The 16,952-nt window shown below is 73.4% G+C and carries 11 protein-coding genes and 1 pseudogene; 7 read left to right on the top strand and 5 right to left on the bottom strand.

Translation table 11 applies throughout. The features are described 5' to 3' along the window. Positions 1–136: 136 nt before the first annotated feature. Complete coding sequence (locus AB0N17_RS14385) at positions 137–1,489, bottom strand: serine hydrolase domain-containing protein (RefSeq protein ID WP_366011601.1); 1,353 nt, start codon at positions 1,487–1,489, stop codon at positions 137–139. Positions 1,490–1,583: 94 nt separating this feature from the next. Further along, complete coding sequence (locus tag AB0N17_RS14380) at positions 1,584–2,792, bottom strand: cytochrome P450 (RefSeq protein WP_366011600.1); 1,209 nt, start codon at positions 2,790–2,792, stop codon at positions 1,584–1,586. 1,300 nt (positions 2,793–4,092) lie between these two features. Between AB0N17_RS14380 and AB0N17_RS14375 the strand changes: the two are divergent. After that, a pseudogene (locus AB0N17_RS14375) lies at positions 4,093–5,144 on the top strand (GAF domain-containing SpoIIE family protein phosphatase); the annotation flags it as partial. 64 nt (positions 5,145–5,208) lie between these two features. On the opposite strand, the gene AB0N17_RS14370 reads toward AB0N17_RS14375, so the two are convergent. Then, positions 5,209–6,666, bottom strand: a complete 1,458-nt coding sequence (locus AB0N17_RS14370; protein ID WP_366011650.1) for a S1 family peptidase — start codon at positions 6,664–6,666, stop codon at positions 5,209–5,211. A gap of 199 nt (positions 6,667–6,865) precedes the next feature. On the opposite strand from AB0N17_RS14370, the gene AB0N17_RS14365 reads away from it, so the two are divergent. From AB0N17_RS14365 to AB0N17_RS14345, 5 genes are all read left to right on the top strand, one after another. After that, positions 6,866–7,279 carry a PaaI family thioesterase gene (locus AB0N17_RS14365; RefSeq protein WP_366011599.1) on the top strand — a complete coding sequence of 138 codons (414 nt, stop codon included), beginning with the start codon at positions 6,866–6,868 and terminating at the stop codon, positions 7,277–7,279. Between the two features lie 428 nt (positions 7,280–7,707). Continuing rightward, the gene (locus tag AB0N17_RS14360) at positions 7,708–7,923 is read left to right on the top strand and encodes a type A2 lantipeptide (RefSeq protein WP_366011598.1); all 216 of its coding nucleotides are present in this window, start codon (positions 7,708–7,710) and stop codon (positions 7,921–7,923) included. A 101-nt stretch (positions 7,924–8,024) separates the two neighbouring features. Then, positions 8,025–8,831 (top strand): HlyD family efflux transporter periplasmic adaptor subunit, encoded by an 807-nt coding sequence (locus tag AB0N17_RS14355; RefSeq protein ID WP_366011597.1) that lies wholly within the window; start codon positions 8,025–8,027, stop codon positions 8,829–8,831. Beyond that, positions 8,828–11,047: an NHLP family bacteriocin export ABC transporter peptidase/permease/ATPase subunit gene (locus AB0N17_RS14350; protein ID WP_366011596.1), complete on the top strand. Its 2,220-nt coding sequence runs from the start codon at positions 8,828–8,830 to the stop codon at positions 11,045–11,047. The genes AB0N17_RS14355 and AB0N17_RS14350 overlap by 4 nt, the downstream gene beginning before the upstream one ends. A 1-nt stretch (position 11,048) precedes the next feature. Beyond that, the gene (locus AB0N17_RS14345; protein ID WP_366011595.1) at positions 11,049–13,874 is read left to right on the top strand and encodes an NHLP bacteriocin export ABC transporter permease/ATPase subunit; all 2,826 of its coding nucleotides are present in this window, start codon (positions 11,049–11,051) and stop codon (positions 13,872–13,874) included. A gap of 157 nt (positions 13,875–14,031) precedes the next feature. On the opposite strand, the gene AB0N17_RS14340 is transcribed toward AB0N17_RS14345, so the two are convergent. Next, positions 14,032–14,853 carry a ribonuclease BN gene (locus AB0N17_RS14340; RefSeq protein ID WP_366011594.1) on the bottom strand — a complete coding sequence of 274 codons (822 nt, stop codon included), beginning with the start codon at positions 14,851–14,853 and terminating at the stop codon, positions 14,032–14,034. 148 nt (positions 14,854–15,001) lie between these two features. On the opposite strand from AB0N17_RS14340, the gene AB0N17_RS14335 reads away from it, so the two are divergent. Next, positions 15,002–16,111, top strand: a complete 1,110-nt coding sequence (locus tag AB0N17_RS14335) for a galactosyldiacylglycerol synthase (protein ID WP_366011649.1) — start codon at positions 15,002–15,004, stop codon at positions 16,109–16,111. Positions 16,112–16,149: 38 nt separating this feature from the next. On the opposite strand, the gene AB0N17_RS14330 is transcribed toward AB0N17_RS14335, so the two are convergent. Further along, positions 16,150–16,929, bottom strand: a complete 780-nt coding sequence (locus AB0N17_RS14330; protein ID WP_366011593.1) for a polysaccharide deacetylase family protein — start codon at positions 16,927–16,929, stop codon at positions 16,150–16,152. Positions 16,930–16,952 lie beyond the last annotated feature (23 nt).

The raw sequence follows: 16,952 nt of genomic DNA, 5'->3' as shown, positions 1-16,952 counted from the left end.
TACGACGCGGGCCGCGCGGTCGCGCGGGCAGCCCTCGGCCCCGCCGGGGCGATGCGGGGAGGGGGCGCGGGAGGTGCCGGGGCCCGGCGGCGGCTGCGGGGGCCGCGGAAGCGGGTGGTCCGGTGAGACGTGCGGCTCAGCCGTCGGCGCTACGGCGGGCCGTGCGCCCGGATATCTGCACCCGGTCGATCCTGCCGGTGACGGGGTCGCGGTGGAACCGGCCACCCGGCTCCGGGCGGCCGGTGGCGGGGTCGAGCAGATCGCACGACAGATCGGCGTGACAGACCAGCGGGAGGGGCAGGTCGCCGTCCACGGAGAGGGCCGGTGAGCCGTCGGGCCCCGGCGCGACGCGATAGGTGGTGGCGCCGTTGCGGTAGGTGCCCGTGCAGTCGGGCAGCTCGACGGGCCGGCCGCGGTGCGCAGGGCGGACGGTGGCGGGCACGCGCACGCCGGCGATGCGGGACAGGTCGTCGGCAAGGTCGCGCCAGAGCGCCGTGGCGCCGCCCGCGTTGCCCGTGAAGGCGACCACCACGCCGCTCTCGGGGTCGGCCCGCAGGTGGCAGGAGGTGCCCTGCGCGTTGCCGTCGTGACCGCACCACCAGCGGTCGCCCTGCCGGTACAGGGCCAGTCCCGGTGCCCATCCGTCGGCGAGGGCACCCGGACGGGCGGCGGGTTCCGCGTGGCGCATGACCTTGGCGACGGCGGGCGGCAGCACGTCCGAGCGGCCGACGAGTGCCCTGCCCAGTGCGGCGAGGTCCACGGCGCTTCCCAGGAGCGCGCCGGCCGGCGCCTCCACCGGTGCCAGGGTCTGCGTGGCCGGACGCAGTTGCCCGGTGGCCGTGTTGACGGCGTGCCCCGCCGCGACCGGGCGGGCGGGGTGCCTGTCACCGGTGAAGGCGGCGGTGACGCCCAAGGGTTCGAGGAGCAGCGCCCGTAACGCCTCCTGCCACGGCATGCCGGTGACCGCCTCCACCAGCCGTCCGGCGGCGACATAGCCGGCGTTGGAGTAGGAGAAGTCGGTGCCCGGCGCGAACAGGGCGTCGCGGGCGGTGCAGACGGTCTGCAGGTAACGGGCGCCGGTGAGGGCGGCAGCGGTGTCGGAGTCGGGGCCCGTGGGCAGGCCGCCGGTGTGACTGAGCAGATGGCGCACGGTCACCCTCGGAACGTCCCGCAGTTCGCGCAGATGTCCGGCGGCGGGCTCGTCGAGGTCGAGGTCGCCGTCGTCGGCGAGGAGCAGGACGAGGGCGGCCGTGTAGGGCTTGGTGAGCGATCCCAGCGGAACGGCCGTGTCGGCGGCGAACGGGGCGCCGGTGGTGGCGTCGGCCGTACCGGTGTGCAGGGTGAGCACCTCGGTGCCGGTGTCCAGGAGCAGCTGTGCGCCGGGCACCCGGTGGCTGTGGGCGAGGAGGTCGAGACGCTCCTGCAGTTGCTGGCGTAACAGGGACGACGCCCAGGACACGGCCGGGGCGATGGGGGCGGTGTACGGCATGAGAAGGGGACTCCCGTTGCGTGGGTCTCATGTGCGGGTGACGGCCGGCCCAGCGCGAGCGGTGCGCGGGCGACCGGGGCGCGTGCGCGCCGCCTTACGCTCTGCCGACCTCGACCGGCAGGTGACGGACGCCGATGATCACGGCCGGATTCTGGAAGGTGACGTCCTCGTAGGACGGGACCGCCAGCCTGCGGAATCGTTTATGCAGCATGCGCAGCGCGATCCGCGCCTCCAGCCGGGCCAGCGGTGCCCCGAAGCAGAAGTGGATTCCGTGACCGAAGGTCAGATGCGGGTTGGGGCGACGGGTCACGTCGAAGACGTCGGGCGCCTCGAAACGGGCCGGGTCACGGTTGGCGGCGCCGAGGTGCGCCATCAGCAGCGCGTCGGCGGGGAGTTCATGACCGCCGAGGACCACCGGACGGGTGACGCGGCGGCCCAGCTCGGGGAAGGGGGGCAGCCAGCGCAGCACCTCCTCGATGGCGTCGGGGAGCCCGGCGGGGTCGGCGCGCAGGGCGGCGTTCGTGCCGGGGTGCCGGTCGAAGGTGACGACGGCGTTGCCCAGCAGCGCGGTGGTGGTGATGTGCCCGGCGACCAGCAGCAGGGCGACGAAGCCGACCATCTCCTGGTCCCGCAGCCCGACGCCGTCCACCTCGGCGGCGATGAGCCGGCTGGTGAGGTCGTCCCCCGGGTGGGCGCGGCGGTGACGGATGTGCTCCAGCATGTAGCCGTTCATCTCGCGCACCGTGGGTGCGATGGCCTCCAGCGCCCGCTCCAGGTCGGCCATGTCCGGGGCCTCGCCGAGCTGGTCACCGCCGAACAGGACGCTCGCCCACTCCTGGAAGAGGCGGTGCTCCTCGGCGGGGATGCCGAGGAGTTCGGCGATCACGATGATGGGGAGGGGGTAGGCCAGCGTGTCGACCAGGTCGAACCGGTCATGGTCCGCGACGGCGTCCAGCAAGCGGGCGGACACGGCCTCGATCCGGGGCCCGAGTCCCTGCACGACCCGCGGTGTGAACGCCTGGCTGACCAGCGTGCGGAGCTTGCGGTGCTCCGGTGGGTCCATGCCCACGAAGTTGCCCTGCGTGAAGGTGTCGAAGTCCGGCTGGCTGGGAGCCAGGGCGGAGAGGTCCGAGGAGTACGTCGCCGGATCGGCGAGCACGGTGGCCACCGTCTCGTGGTCCAGCACCTGCCACACACCCTGGGCCTCGTCGTGGCGGACGGGTCCGGACTCGCGTAAGTCCCGCCAGCGGCCGGGTAAGACCTCCAACAGCAGCGGATCGCCCGTCAGTTGGTTGCTGATCACCTTGTCTCCTTGATAGCGGCGCGCGGACGCGGAGAGATCACGCACAGGCCCGGCGCCGGGGCCCGGCGGCGGAACGGGACACACTCGGGCCACCGAGGGTGCGGCCGGGCAGGGGCGGTTGACCCGCGTAGCTCCTTCGGCCGGCCTACGGTTCAGGCATCGTCGGCCGACGGCCGGTTCGGTCGGACACGGAAGGCGCCTCAACACGTCCGGTGAACGACGCGCCGACTGCGGCGGCGGGCACGGCCCCACTCCGCCATGTGCGCTCCGGCGGACCAGTCCGACATCTCTTCCCCCTTGGCGACCTCCCGCGCGACGGACGCGCGGATCCCTCCCGGCTCCTGGTGGAACAGCGGCCCAGCTCCGACCGCTCAAGACGAAGCGAAAGAATACGTACCACCGACCGATAACTGCCCATGAATGGCAGAAACACGGTCGACCACGCCTTCGTTTCGATGGAACTCGGCCACAGTCTTCACAGGGCTCCTCCCAGAAGCAACCCCCAGAAGTTGAACGGAGAGTGCCTGGGCGATCCTTTTGCGTCACAGCCCCGTCGACTCGGCGGGATGTGGACGCGGAAGACTGCGACCGCATGTCCGCCCCGGCGTGTGCCCTGGGGATCCCCCCGCAAACCCGTGACCGCCGGAAAAGACTCCGCCTTTTCCGGCCTGTTCCGACGGCGGCGCTCCAGGCCTCGCCGGGCACACGGCCGTGCGACACCGGATCCGGCCGCTGATCTGCGCCGACGGAAGCCACCAGTGGCGGCGGGGCCGCGGTCTGTCCGGACCGCGAGGGCACCACGCGCCGGCGCCCCGGGGTCTTCCCGTCCCCGTCGCCCGGCCGGAGCCGCACCCCGCAGCGGCACGCCGTTGTGCCGGGCCGGGCCAGGCCGGCTCTCGGCGTCCTGCGCACGGAATCGGCCATCCGGGCGCACGAGGGCGCACACCCCGCGTCCGTACGCCGCACCGCGCATCGACTCAGGACGCGTGAACACGGCACACCGGGGTAGCGGACGCCGCCGCGACCGGGCGCTCGCCGTGCGCGGGCCGCTCTCGCGGGAGAGTCTTGCCCCGGGATGCGACGCGCGGCCGTACGAGCAAGTGGTCGGCGTGTCCGACGGGCCGGGGCCGGGCCGCGCACCGGTGGCCGACGGGCCGCCGGTCTCCCGGCCCGTGCTGTCGCCGGCGCAGGCCACCCTGCTGAGGGAGGTGCGGGCACGCTCCGGCACGGTGTACCTGCTCAGTCGCGACGAGCCGGTCCTGGAGATGGCGGTGCACGCCGGGGGTTCGCCGGCACGGGCTCCGCCGAGCTGCTCGGCAGACCCGCCGGGGAGCTGCTCGGCCTGGTGCCGTGGGTGTCGGTGCCCTGGCTGAACGACCCGGTGCACGAGGACCGTTACGGGGCGGCGCCGCTCAGCCAGCAGGTGACGTCGTTCGTGGCGCCGCGCCCACCGGGCGACTGGCTGTCGTCCCGGCTCTGCCCGAGCACGACGGGGCTGAGCGTGCGCATCAGCCGGGCCCGGGCGGTGAGGAGCTGACCCGGGGCGCGCCGCGGCCGGACGGCAATCCCGCCCGGCTGGTGACCATCTCGCGCGGCTGTATCCGGGCCGGCACCGGACCCCGGACGGCTTCGCGGCCTGGGCGTATCTGCCGCTGATCGCGTCCGGGCGGCTGGTGGGCACGTGTGTGCCGGCGTACGCCGAGCCCCATGTCTTCCCGGTTGACGAGCGGGCCGTGCTGACCTCGCTCGGCGGGCTGATCGCGCAGGCACTGGAGCGGGCCCGGCTGTACGACGCCAAGCACCGGCCGGCGCACGGGCCGCAACAGGCGCTGCTGCCGGACACGCCGGCGCCGCCGCCCGGCATCGAGGCGGCGGCCCGCTGTCTGCCGGCCACGCACGGCATGGAGATCGGCGGCGACTTCTACGACCTGGTGCCGACCCGGCCGCTGGCGGCGGCGGTGATCGGGGACGTGCAGGGGCACAACGTGACGGCGGCGGGGCTGATGGGGCAGATCCGTACCGGGGTGCGCGCGTACACCGCGGTCGGGCAGGCACCGCACGAGGTGATGGGCAGCACCGACCGGCTGCTCATCGACCTCGGTGCGGACCTGTTCGCCGGCTGCCCGTACCTGCGGCACGACCCCGCGCGCGGAGCGGCCGTGTCGGCGCGCGCGGGGCATCCGCCGCCGCTGCGGCGGCCGGACGGGAGGGTACGGGTGCTGGACCTGGTGGACGGTGCGGCGACCGGCCGCTGCAGGACCTGGCGGACGAGGTCGTCCGGCACAGTGCGGCGGCCCAGCAGCGGGGGACGACGTGGCGGTGCTGCTGCTGCGGGCCCGCCCGGACGGCTGACCGGCGGTGGTCCGGCCCTCCCGCCGGAGGGCCGGACCGGTCGCCGGTTCGTGGGGAGTCCGGCTCAGTTGCTGCCGGTCAGGGACGACCCGTTGTCCGACGAACCGGTGCCGGACTGGTCACCCGTACCACTGCCGGACTGGTCACCGGTACCGCTGCCGGACTGGTCACCCGCGCCGCTGCCGGACTGGTCACCGGCCGAGGCGGACGGGTCGGCGCCGGCACCGGACTGGTCGCCGGCTCCGGACTGGTCACCGGCGCCGCTGCCCGACGGGTCGCTCGCGGAGGCCGACGGGTCGGCGGAACCCGACTGGTCGCCCGCGCCGTTGCCGCCGCCCGCGCCGTTGCCGCCGCCTGCGCCGTTGCCGCCGCCTGCGCCATTGCCGCCGTTGCCGAGCGTCGCGCCGGTGGCCTGGAGCGCCGCGGTGACCGGCTGGAAGAAGGTCTCGCCTCCGCTGGTGCAGTCGCCGCTGCCGCCGGAGGTGAGGCCGACCGCGCCGCCGTCCTGGGTGAACAGGGAGCCGCCGCTGTCACCGGGTTCCGCGCAGACGTTCGTCTGGATGAGGCCGTTGACGGTGTCGACGCCGTTCGGGTCCGTCTCGCTCTGGAAGTTGACGGTGGCGTCGAGGCCGGTGACCTGGCCGTCGTGCAGACCGGTGGTGGAGCCCATCCGGAAGACCGTCTCGCCGACGGTGGCGTCGGCGGCCTGGGTGATCTGCACGGTCTGGCCGTTGCCGGTGTTGACCTCGCTGGGCGCCTGGGTACTGGCGTCGTTGTACTTGACGAGCGAGAAGTCGTTGCCGGGGAACTTCGCCTGGTCGACGGTGGCGATCGGCTGGCCGTTCTGCGAGTCCGACCAGTCCTTGGCGGCCACCCCGCAGTGACCGGCCGTCAGGAACGCCGGACTGCCGTCGGAGGCGGTGACGTTGAAGCCGAGGGAACAGCGCACGCCCCCGCCCTGCACCTGGGAGAAGATCGCGTCGCCGCCGGAGACGAACGTCTTGAAGGTGCCGGCGGACTTCTTCAGGGTGGCCATGCCGGTTCCGAGGCCCTGCACGGTCGACTGCAGTCTGTTCCACTTGGCGCCGGTGACGGTGGAGTCGGCGGTGACCAGGACCTTGTTCGTGCGCGGGTCGACGGCCCAGGAGGTGCCGGGGATGGTCGCCTTCGTCTTCAGCGTCCCGGCCGCGGCCTTGAGGTCGCGGGTGCTGTTCTTCACCTGGCGGACGACCGCGCCCGCCTTCTTCGCCTGGACGACGGTGTTGCTGTCGCCGTTGACCACGTTGACGACCAGCTGCTGCTTGCCGCTGTCGTAGTAGGAGCCCGCGAAGGCGTCGCCGAGGGCCTTCTGCAGCTGGGCGGCGAGGCCCGAGGCCTCGGTGGCCTTCAGGGTCTTCGCGGTGCCGGCGCCGTCCGCGGCCTGGTCCTTGTCCTGGGACGCGTGGGCGTTGGGCAGCAGGAGAGCCGCCGCTCCGAGCGCCGCGACACCGCCCACCGCTATCGCCGCCTTGCGCTTGGGCATTCGCTTGTGACTCAAACTTCTCGACCTCCTGGGGACGGGGGTCTGCCGCTCACGGGCAGTTCGTATCGGGGCGCCTGGATGGCCGTAGGTACGCACCGGCCGCGCGGTGTGTTCAATTCCGTTTCCCAACGGCCGTACCGCGGCGGCGAATCGGCCACGTTCCGCGTGTCGCGGCGGGCGGCCGGGAACAATCCCCCATATGACGATGACCCCCGCCGAAGCCGACAAGATCCTCTCCGACCGCTTCGCCCCCTGGGTGCTCGACCTCGCCCTGTCCGTCGAGTCGCTCGGCGAGGACCGGGCCGTGCTGCGTCTGCCCTGGTCGGACCGGCTGGCCCGGGACGGCGGGGGACTGTCGGGGCAGGCGCTGATGGCGGCGGCCGACACGGCGACGGTCATCGCGGTGTCGGCGGCGCGGGGCGCGTTCGTGCCGATGACGACGGTGCAGCAATCGACGTCGTTCCAGCGCGCGGTGACCGGATCCGATGTCCTGATCGAGGCGGTGCTGACGAAGCTGGGCCGCCGGACGGCGTTCGCCGACATCGCCCTCAGCGACGCCGGTTCGGGCGCGCTCGCGGCACGCGCGAGCACGGTCTACGCGATCCTGGGCTGACACGCTCGGCTACCGGTCGGTAACGGTCAGCTGCGAACACAAGGCGGAATCCCTGCTTCAGGGAATCTGCACATTGAATACTCAACCAAGTCACCGCCGTCAGCGGATCTGCACAATCGTGCGCCCCCCGGTACGCCTTTGGCGCGGAGTGCCGGATTCGCCGCGCGGCGGGCAAGAGGCCGGATGCGGCGATGCGGTGCGGCATGTGAAGGAGTCGCCGACGTGCCGTGCGCACACCTGCACGGATGAGTCTCTTCGTAGCGCAAGTGCCCTGGTGAGAGCCCTGGTTGATTGGAAGCGCGCCCCGCGTGCGTGCTTTGATCCATCGCACCGCAGGGGTCGCCCCCCGGCGGTCGTGGCGGTCCGTCTGTTCCCAGAGGGGGCCGCTCTCCCCCTTGTGAAATATCCATACGAAGGGAAGTTCCCCCATGAACTCCACCCCCCAGGTTGAGACCGTCGAGATCTCGGACGCCGAGCTGGACAACGTCTCCGGCGGTCTGTCCCTGAACGCCCTGAACACCGTCACCGGCGCCGTGAACGGCGTTGCCCCGGTCTCCGGCGTGGTGGACACGGCCATCGGCACCGTCGAGGGTGTCACCGGCCTGAACGTCGCCCCGGTCACCGGCCTGGTCGCCGGCCTCTGATCGCCCCCGGGCATCGCCGAAGTCCCGGAGCCGTCCCGCGGCTCCGGGACTCTCGGATGCCCTGAAACACCAGCGTCTCTCCCACAGGTGAGGGAAGTTCCGTGCAGTTCCGCCAACAGGCCCTCGCCAAGCTCCAGTCGCCGGAGGAGCTGGACCTCCCCGTGCGGCTCGCCCGCCCCCAGGGCTGGCTCGCGCTCGGCATCACCGTCGTCGTCATGGCGGCGGCCTCCGTATGGGCGGTGACCGGTTCGGTCGCCTCCACGGTGAGCGCGCAGGCCGTCCTCACACACGGGCAGGGCAGTTATCTGCTGCAGAGCCCGGTCGCCGGCCAGGTCACGGCCGTCCTCGCCCGGCAGGGCGAGCGGCTGCCCGCGAACGCCCCGGTCCTCAAGGTCCGTACGAGTCAGGGCGACTCGGTGGTCCGCACGGTCGCCGCGGGCCGCGTCACCACCCTCGCCGCCACCATCGGGCAGATCATCCAGACCGGCACGAACGTCGCCGCGGTGGAACGGGTCGCGCACGCCTCCGACCCGCTGTACGCGACCGTGTACGTCCCCGCGGAGAACGCCGCCGCCATCCCGGCGCACGCCACCGTGGACCTCACCGTGTCCTCGGTCCCGGCGCAGCGGTACGGCGTGCTGCGCGGCCGGGTGAAGGCGGTGGACCGCACCGCTCAGTCCGCCCAGTCGATCTCCGCGTTCCTCGGCGACAGCCAGCTCGGCGAGCAGTTCACCCGCAAGGGCCGGCCGGTGGCCGTCCTGGTGGAGCTGGAGCGGTCGAAGGCGACGAAGAGCGGCTACCGGTGGTCCACCACCGACGGGCCGCCGTTCGGGCTCGACTCGATGACCTTCGCCACCGGTTCCGTCCGGCTCGCCGACCAGCGCCCCGTCGATTGGCTGCTCCCGTGACCACCACGCAGGAAAACCGCCGCAGACGGGCCGCCCCGGCCAAGCGGCCGGTCCCCAAGTCCCGGGCCGGCACGGTCCGTACGCCCACCGTGCTCCAGATGGAGGCCGTCGAGTGCGGTGCCGCCTCCCTCGCCATGGTGCTCGGCCACCACGGCCGGCACGTCCCGCTGGAGGAGCTGCGCATCGCCTGCGGCGTCTCCCGTGACGGCTCACGCGCCTCCAACCTGCTCAAAGCGGCCCGCAGTTACGGCCTGACCGCCAAGGGCATGCAGATGGACCTGGCCGCCCTCGCCGAGGTGCAGGTCCCGGCCATCCTGTTCTGGGAGTTCAACCACTACGTCGTCTACGACGGCATGGGCCGCCGCTTCGGCCGCCGGGGCGTCTACATCAACGATCCCGCCAAGGGCCGCCGGTTCGTGCCCATGGAGGAGTTCGACGGCAGCTTCACCGGTGTCGTGCTGGTGCTGGAGCCCGGCGAGGGCTTCAGCCGGGGCGGCCGCCGCCCCGGCGTGCTCGGCGCGATGCCGGCCCGGCTGCGCGGCACCGCCGGCACCCTGCCCGCCGCCGTCCTGGCCAGCCTGCTGCTGGTCGCGGTCGGCGCGGCCGTACCGGCGCTGAGCCGTACCTACATCGACACCTTCCTCATCGGCGGGCAGACCTCGCTGCTGGGCGTGCTGTTCGCGTCGATGGCGACCTGTGTGCTGCTCACCCTGGTGCTGACCTGGCTGCAGCAGGCCAACCTGCTGCACGGCCGGATCATCTCCTCCACCCTGTCCAGCGCCCGGTTCCTGCGCCATCTGCTGCGGCTGCCGGTCACGTTCTTCGCCCAGCGCTCCCCCGCCGACCTGGTGCAGCGGCTGCAGTCCAACGACCAGGTGGCCGAGACCCTGGCCCGCGACCTCGCGGCGGCGGGCGTGGACGCCATCGTGGTCGTGCTGTACGCGGTCCTGCTGTACACCTACGACCCGCAGCTGACCGGCGTCGGCATCGGCGTGGCCCTGCTCAACGTGGTCGCCATGCGCCTGGTCGTACGGCTGCGCGCGACCCGGACGGCGAAGCTGCGCGCGGACACGGCCCGGCTGACCAACACCTCGTACACCGGTCTGCAGCTGATCGAGACGATGAAGGCGACCGGCGGCGAGGACGGCTACTTCCGCAAGTGGGCCGGGCAGCACGCCACCACCCTGGAGGAGCAGCAGCGGCTCGGCGTGCCGAGCGCCTGGCTGGGGGTGGTCGCCCCCGCGCTGGCCACCTTCAACAGCGCGCTGATCCTGTGGATCGGTGGCCTGCGCGCGGTGGAGGGGCACATCTCCGTCGGTCTGCTGGTCGCCTTCCAGGCACTGGTCACCCGCTTCACCGCGCCGCTGACCCGGCTCAACGGTGTCGCGGGCCGCATCCAGGACTTCGCGGCCGACGTGGCCCGGCTGAAGGACGTGGAGAACTTCCAGGCCGACCCGCTCTACGCCCGCCCCGGCGGCGGTGACTCCACGCGCCGGCTGCACGGGCACGTCGAGCTGGAGAACGTCACCTTCGGGTACAGCCCGCTGGACCAGCCGCTGCTGAGCGGCTTCGACCTGACCGTCGGCCCCGGCCGGCAGGTGGCGCTGGTCGGCGGCTCCGGCAGCGGCAAGTCCACGGTGTCCCGGCTGATCTCGGGCCTGTACGCGCCGTGGGACGGGGTGATCCGCATCGACGGCCGCCGGCTGGAGGACATCCCGCGCGGCGCGCTCGCGGCCTCCGTCTCCTTCGTCGACCAGGACGTGTTCCTCTTCGAGGGCTCGATCCGCGACAACGTGGCCCTGTGGGACCCCTCGATCCCGGACGAGGCCGTGGTCGAGGCGCTGAAGGACGCGGCGCTGTACGACGCGGTGATGCGCCGGCCCGGCGGCATCCACAGCAGGGTCGAGCAGGACGGCCGCAACTTCTCGGGCGGCCAGCGCCAGCGTCTGGAGATCGCCCGGGCGCTGGTGCGCCGGCCCAGCATCCTGGTGCTGGACGAGGTGACCAGCGCGCTGGACGCGGAGACCGAGCTGGTCGTGATGGACAACCTGCGCCGGCGCGGCTGTGCCTGCGTGGTGATCGCGCACCGGCTGAGCACGGTCCGGGACAGCGACGAGATCGTCGTCCTGCAGCACGGCACGGTGGTCGAGCGCGGGCGGCACGAGGAACTGGTGGCACACGGCGGCGCGTACGCGGCGCTGGTCAGGGAGCGATGAGATGACAGCCGTTCAGGAGGGACACGACGGCGACCTCGTGCTCGGTGCGCTGGGGTCCCTGGGCTCCCGCATCGACTGCGCCGGTTTCAACCGCCTCGACCTCGAAGGCCCCCAGGTGCTGTGGCTGGTCGCGGCCGGGGCCCTGGACCTGTTCGCGGTGGACGCCGTCCAGCAGGGCCACTGGCACCACCTGGGCCGGCTGGAGGCGGGCGCGCTGCTGCTCGGCCCGGTCGCGGGTCCCCAGCACACCCTGGTCGCCCGCCCGGTCCGGGACTGCGTGATGCACCGCGTGAGCCTGCGCGAGCTGTACCAGCCCGCGAACACCCAGACCTGGTCGTACGACGAGTACGGCAACCCGCAGTACGTGCCGCCCGCCACCAGCCCGCTGGAGTACGCGGTCGCGCTCGGCGTCGGCCGGGGCCTGTCCGTGCTGTTCCAGGCACCGATGGCCGAGGAGCGGGCGCAGGCGCCCACCGACGACGACGTGTTCTGGATGCAGGTGCCGCCGGGCAGCGTCCAGTACGGCTCGCTGTACGGCGCGGAGGCCGCCGCCGACCTGCTGATGGACCCGGCGCTGTGGCAGTCGATGGTCGACCAGCAGTACCGGCTGCTGACCGCCCTGGACCGGTGGATCGAGCAGCTGGAGCGCACGCACGAGACGCGCACGGCCGCCGGGATCAAGGCCGGTGAGGCCGTGCGCGCCGAGGCCGACCAGACCCTGCTGGCCTCCATCGGCAAGCGCTCGGCCCGCCGTACGACGGCCGCCGACGCGGACGCCGGCTACGCGGCCTGCAAGCTGGTCGCCGAGGCCGCCGGGATCACGCTGGCCGAGCCCGCGCAGAGCGGCACCGAGAGCGACCGGCTCGACCCGGTGGAGCGGGTGGCGCTCGCCTCCCGGGTGCGCGCCCGGGCGGTCCGCCTGGACGGCAACTGGTGGCGGGAGAACGTGGGCCCGCTGGTCGGCCACCGGGCGCTGTCCGGGGCGCCGGTGGCGCTGCTGTGGCGGCGGGGCGGCTATGTCGCCGTGCACCCGGGCACCGGACGCGAGACGCCGATCGAGAAGGCGAACGCGGAGGAGTTCGAGCCGCGCGCGGTGATGTTCTACCGGCCGCTGCCCGACAAGCGGCTCTCACCGCTCGGCCTGCTGCGGTTCAGCCTGTACGGCACGCGCGGCGACCTGCTGAACCTGCTCCTCGCGGGGCTGGTGACGGTGGTGATCGGCGCGCTGGTGCCGGTCGCCACGGGCCGGGTGCTCGGCGAGTACGTGCCGCGGGCGCAGACGGGTCTGATCGTCCAGGTGTGCCTGGCCGTGATGGTGAGCGGCGTGGTGGCGGCGGCGTTCACGCTGCTGGAGAACCTGTCCATCCTGCGGCTGGAGGGCCGGATCGAGGCCGCGCTCCAGCCGGCCGTCTGGGACCGGCTGCTGCGGCTGCCCACCCGGTTCTTCACCCAGCGCTCCACCGGTGAACTCGCCAGCGCGGCCATGGGCATCAGCGCGATCCGCCGGCTGCTCGCGGGCGTCGGGCCGGTGGTCGCGCAGTCGGTGACGATCGGCGCGATGAACCTCGGCCTGCTGTTCTGGTACAGCGTGCCGATGGCCATGGCGGCGCTCGGCATGCTCGTCGTCATCGCGGCCGTGTTCCTGGGGCTCGGGCTGTGGCAGGTGCGCTGGCAGCGGAAGCTGACGGTGCTCGGCAACAAGCTGAACAACCAGGCGTTCCAGACCCTGCGCGGCCTGCCCAAGCTGCGGGTCGCGGCGGCCGAGAACTACGCGTACGCGGCCTGGGCGCGGGAGTTCGCGCGCAGCCGGGAGCTGCAGCAGAAGGTCGGCCGGATCAAGAACCTCACCAGCGTGCTCGGCACCGTGTATCTGCCGGTGTGCACGCTGCTGATGTTCATGCTGCTGGCGGGCCCGGCGAAGGGCGCGATGTCGGCGGCGGACTTCCTGACCTTCAACACGTCGGTGACGATGGTGCTGACCTCGGTCACCCAGCTGACCGGCTCCTTCGTCTCGGCGGTGGCCGCGCTGCCGCTGTTCGAGGAGATCAGGCCGGTCTTCGAGGCGACCCCCGAGGTGCGCACGTCGAGCACCAGGCCGGGTCCGCTGTCGGGCGCGATCGAGGCCCGCCGGCTGTCCTTCCGGTACGCCGACGACGGCCCGCTCGTCCTGGACGACGTGTCCTTCGCGATCCGTCCCGGCGAGTTCGTGGCGGTCGTCGGACCGAGCGGCTGCGGCAAGTCCACGCTGCTGCGGCTGCTCATCGGCTTCGACAAGCCGGTCTCGGGCAGCGTCCTGTACGACGGCCAGGACCTGGCGGCCCTCGACCAGTCCGCGGTGCGCCGGCAGTGCGGGGTGGTGCTGCAGCACGCGCAGCCCTTCACCGGCTCCATCCTGGACGTCATCTGCGGTACCGAGCCGTACACGCCGGAGGAGGCGATGGCGGCGGCGGAGATGGCGGGGCTCGCGGAGGACATCAAGCGGATGCCGATGGGCCTGCACACGATCGTGGCCGGCAACGGCGCGATCTCCGGCGGCCAGCGGCAGCGGCTGATGATCGCCCAGGCGCTGATCCGGCGCCCCCGCGTCCTGTTCTTCGACGAGGCGACCAGCGCCCTGGACAACGACACCCAGCGGATCGTCATCGAGAGCACCCGCAAGCTGAACGCCACCCGGGTGGTCATCGCGCACCGGCTGTCGACGGTGCTCGACGCCGACCGGGTGATCGTGATGGAGGAGGGCAAGGTCGTCCAGCAGGGCACTCCGGCACAGCTGCTCGCCGACACCGGGGGCCGGCTGCACGAGCTGGTGCGCAGGCAGCTGGCCTAGGCCGGGTCCGTCGGAGCGTCCTCGCGCGATGTCCGTCGGAGCGTCTTCACGCGCCTAGACGGGGAGCGCGCAGGTGGCCACGCGTAGCCGAAGGCGGGTCCCGAGTGCCGGTGCGGAGGGGTGCCGGGATCGCCGGGCGGAAACTCCACGAGGGCGGTCATCGCCTCGGCTTCCCTGCGCAGCGCCCCGCACGGCCGTGGTGGGTGGGCGTCCAGTGGTGTTCGGTGAACCAGCGGCCGAACAGGGCACCGCCGTAGATGACGAACCCGACGCCGATGAGCCAGGACTCGACCACGAGCACGGTGCCGACCGCGCCGTAGCTGAGCGCGTTGGTGACGACCAGCGGGGTGAAGACGAGGTAGGAGAAGGCGCGCAGGCCGGCCAGGCCGATGACGGTGGCGAGCGCGCCCGGCAGCAGCGAGCGCCAGTGGACCTGGCCGCCCAGCAGGAACCGCTGACCCCACCAGAAGAACGCGACGCCGCTCAGCGCGGACAGCGCGATCCGCTGGCCCCCGTGCAGGGCGTTCTTCGTCGCCACCTCCTGGTAGAGGTACGCGGTGAGCACCACCAGCCAGGTCGCCTGCCGCCAGACCCGGTGCCAGGGGCCGGAGGCCAGGCCCCAGATCCGTTCGTAGGCGTTCTGCACGCTGCCGCCGAAGGAGATGCCGAAGACGGCGAGCAGGACGCCGCTCCAGACGCTGGTGGTGCCGATGACCTTGCGCGGCGGACTGATGACGTCGGTGATCACATGGGCGGAGCGGCCGGAGAGCCCCATGCCGTCGGTGAGCCAGGAGGCGAAGCCGCCCCGCACCAGGGGATCGGCCGCGGCGACCACGATGAGCAGCGGCGCCAGCGTGACGAGGGCCAGCGTGGCGAACCCCATGGCCCGGTGCATCAGCTCCAGTTCGCGTCCGTGTGCGAACAGGGCACCGACCCTGAGCCACTCCCATGCGCGGTGCAGGCCGCGCCGCCACCGCATCACGGCTCCTCCCGTGCTCGCCGCCCACACTCCTCTGTGCCGATTCATCCACCCTGGCGCGGACCGGGCAACTCACGACACGGCCGATGAGTGCCCGTTTCCGCGTCCCGGCACCGGAGAATGGGAACCCGTGCGTACTCCTGCCGAGGTGCCCCAGCCCGAACAGGCTCCGCCGAGCGGCCGACGCCGCACGCTGATCGTGAGCGCGAGCATGGGGGCCGGCCACGACACGGTGGCCGGCGAACTCGCGTGCCGCGCCGGGGCGCACGGGTACGAGGCGCACGTGGTCGACGTCCTGCACCTGCTGCCGTACGGCCTCGGCGCCGGACTGCGGCGCTGCTACCAGGCGTCCGTGCGGCACGTCCCCTGGGTGTACGCCGGCGTCTACGGCGCGTTCCTGCGCGGCGGCGCGGGTCCCCGCCCGAGCGGGGTGCCGCTGGCCCGGCTCGCCGCCGACCGGCTGACCGGCCTCGTGGACCGGCTGGGCATCGACGCCGTCGTGTCGGTCTTCCATCTGTCCGCGCAGCTCACCGGCGATCTCCGGGCCCGCGGGCGGCTGCGGGTGCCGAGCACGGTGTTCCTGCTGGACTTCGCCGTGCACCGGCAGTGGCTGCATCCCGGCAACGACCGGTACCTGTGCCTCACGGACACGGCCGCGTCCCAGGTGCGCCGGGCGCTGGGCACACCGGCGGTGACGACCGGCCCGGTGGTCGCGCCGGAGTTCCTCGCGCCGTCGCCCGCGGCGGCCGGGTGGCGGGAGCGCTTCGCCGGGCACGCGCCGGGGCGTCCCGCGGTGCTGCTCTCGGCGGGGGCCTGGGGAGCGGCGTCCCGCCCGGAGGCCACCGCCCGGCTGCTGGCGGGCGCCGGCTATCTGCCGGTGGTGCTGTGCGGCCGCAACGAACGGCTGCGGGCCCGGGTGACCCAGGTGCCCGGGGCGCTCGCCCTGGACTGGGTGGACGACATGCCGGGGCTGCTGGCCGCCGCGTACGCCCTGCTCGACAACGCGGCCGGCCAGACCGCCGTACAGGCGCTGGCCACCGGCCTGCCGGTGGTGGGCTACCGGCCCCTACCCGGTCACGGGGTGGAGGGGGTACGGCAGATGGCCGGCCTGGGGCTGTCGGAGTACGCGGCGACCGGCACCCGGCTGCTCCGCGCGCTCGACCGGCTCGCGGAGGGGGGAGGAGTGCGCGCGGAACGGGCGGCGCGGGGGCGGGCGCTGTTCCGGGGGGACGTGGTGGGCCAGGTGGCCGGGTTGTGAGGCGGGGGCCCGTCACGGGCGCCGTCTCGCCGCCGCCGTCAACCGGCCGGTGCGGAGGCGGACCGGCGTGCCGGGGCGGAGGCCGGCGGGTGCTCGTGCTCGCGCAGGGGGCCCACCGTCAGGCCCGCCTCGCGGCAGCCGGCCACAAGGGCGGGGAGTGCGCCGAGGGCCGAGCGCCAGCAGTCGGGGGCCGCGTACCGGTCCGAGTCGTGCAGCAGGACGGTGCCGCCGCCGCGCAGGTCCGCCGCGACCCGGGCCCGCACGGACGCCGGGGTCGCGTCGGGCGTCCAGTCCTCGCCCCAGGCGGACCACAGCACGCTCCGCAGGCCGGCCCGGCGGGCGGCCAGCCAGCGTCCGGAGGTGAGGATCCCGTACGGGGGGCGGTACCAGTGCGGCCGCTGCCCTGAGAGGTCGTGCAGCGCGCGGACGGTCCGCGCGACCTCTTCGGCGTCACGGGCGGGGGCGGGGCGCCAGGGGCGGTCGTGCGTCCAGCCGTGCACCGCGAGTTCGTGACCCCGCCGGACCGTCTCCCGGAGCAGTGCGGGATGCCGGACGGCGTTCTCGCCGAGCACGAAGAAGGTCGCCCGTGCCTCCAGCCGGTCCAGGGCGTCCAGGAACAGCGGTGTCGCGACCGGGTCCGGGCCGTCGTCGAAGGTGAGCGCGACGTGCTGCCGGCCGCCGGTTCCGCAAAGGCCCGGGAAGAGCGCCTGCCGTACGCCCGGCAGCCAGGTGGCCGCCGGGCCGATGTGGGCCGCCGCGACGGCGGCCGGCAGCAGCAGGGCCGTGCGCCGCCACGCGCGGCCGGAGGTGAAGGACATCGGTGTGCTGTCTCCTTGCGTGC

The sequence above is a fragment of the Streptomyces sp. NPDC051133 genome, from assembly GCF_040682635.1.
Lineage (GTDB): Bacteria > Actinomycetota > Actinomycetes > Streptomycetales > Streptomycetaceae > Streptomyces.
The sequence above is the reverse complement of the archived record's forward strand: the minus strand, read 5'-3'. Positions and strand labels throughout refer to the sequence as shown.

Excerpts from the sequence above, each read along its gene's own strand:
- AB0N17_RS14340 (WP_366011594.1), bottom strand. The coding sequence starts at position 14,853 with ATGCGGTGGCGGCGCGGCCTGCACCGCGCATGGGAGTGGCTCAGGGTC.
- AB0N17_RS14365 (WP_366011599.1), top strand. The coding sequence starts at position 6,866 with ATGACGATGACCCCCGCCGAAGCCGACAAGATCCTCTCCGACCGCTTC.
- AB0N17_RS14385 (WP_366011601.1), bottom strand. The coding sequence starts at position 1,489 with ATGCCGTACACCGCCCCCATCGCCCCGGCCGTGTCCTGGGCGTCGTCC.
- AB0N17_RS14345 (WP_366011595.1), top strand. The coding sequence starts at position 11,049 with ATGACAGCCGTTCAGGAGGGACACGACGGCGACCTCGTGCTCGGTGCG.
- AB0N17_RS14370 (WP_366011650.1), bottom strand. The coding sequence starts at position 6,666 with ATGCCCAAGCGCAAGGCGGCGATAGCGGTGGGCGGTGTCGCGGCGCTC.
- AB0N17_RS14330 (WP_366011593.1), bottom strand. The coding sequence starts at position 16,929 with ATGTCCTTCACCTCCGGCCGCGCGTGGCGGCGCACGGCCCTGCTGCTG.
- AB0N17_RS14360 (WP_366011598.1), top strand. The coding sequence starts at position 7,708 with ATGAACTCCACCCCCCAGGTTGAGACCGTCGAGATCTCGGACGCCGAG.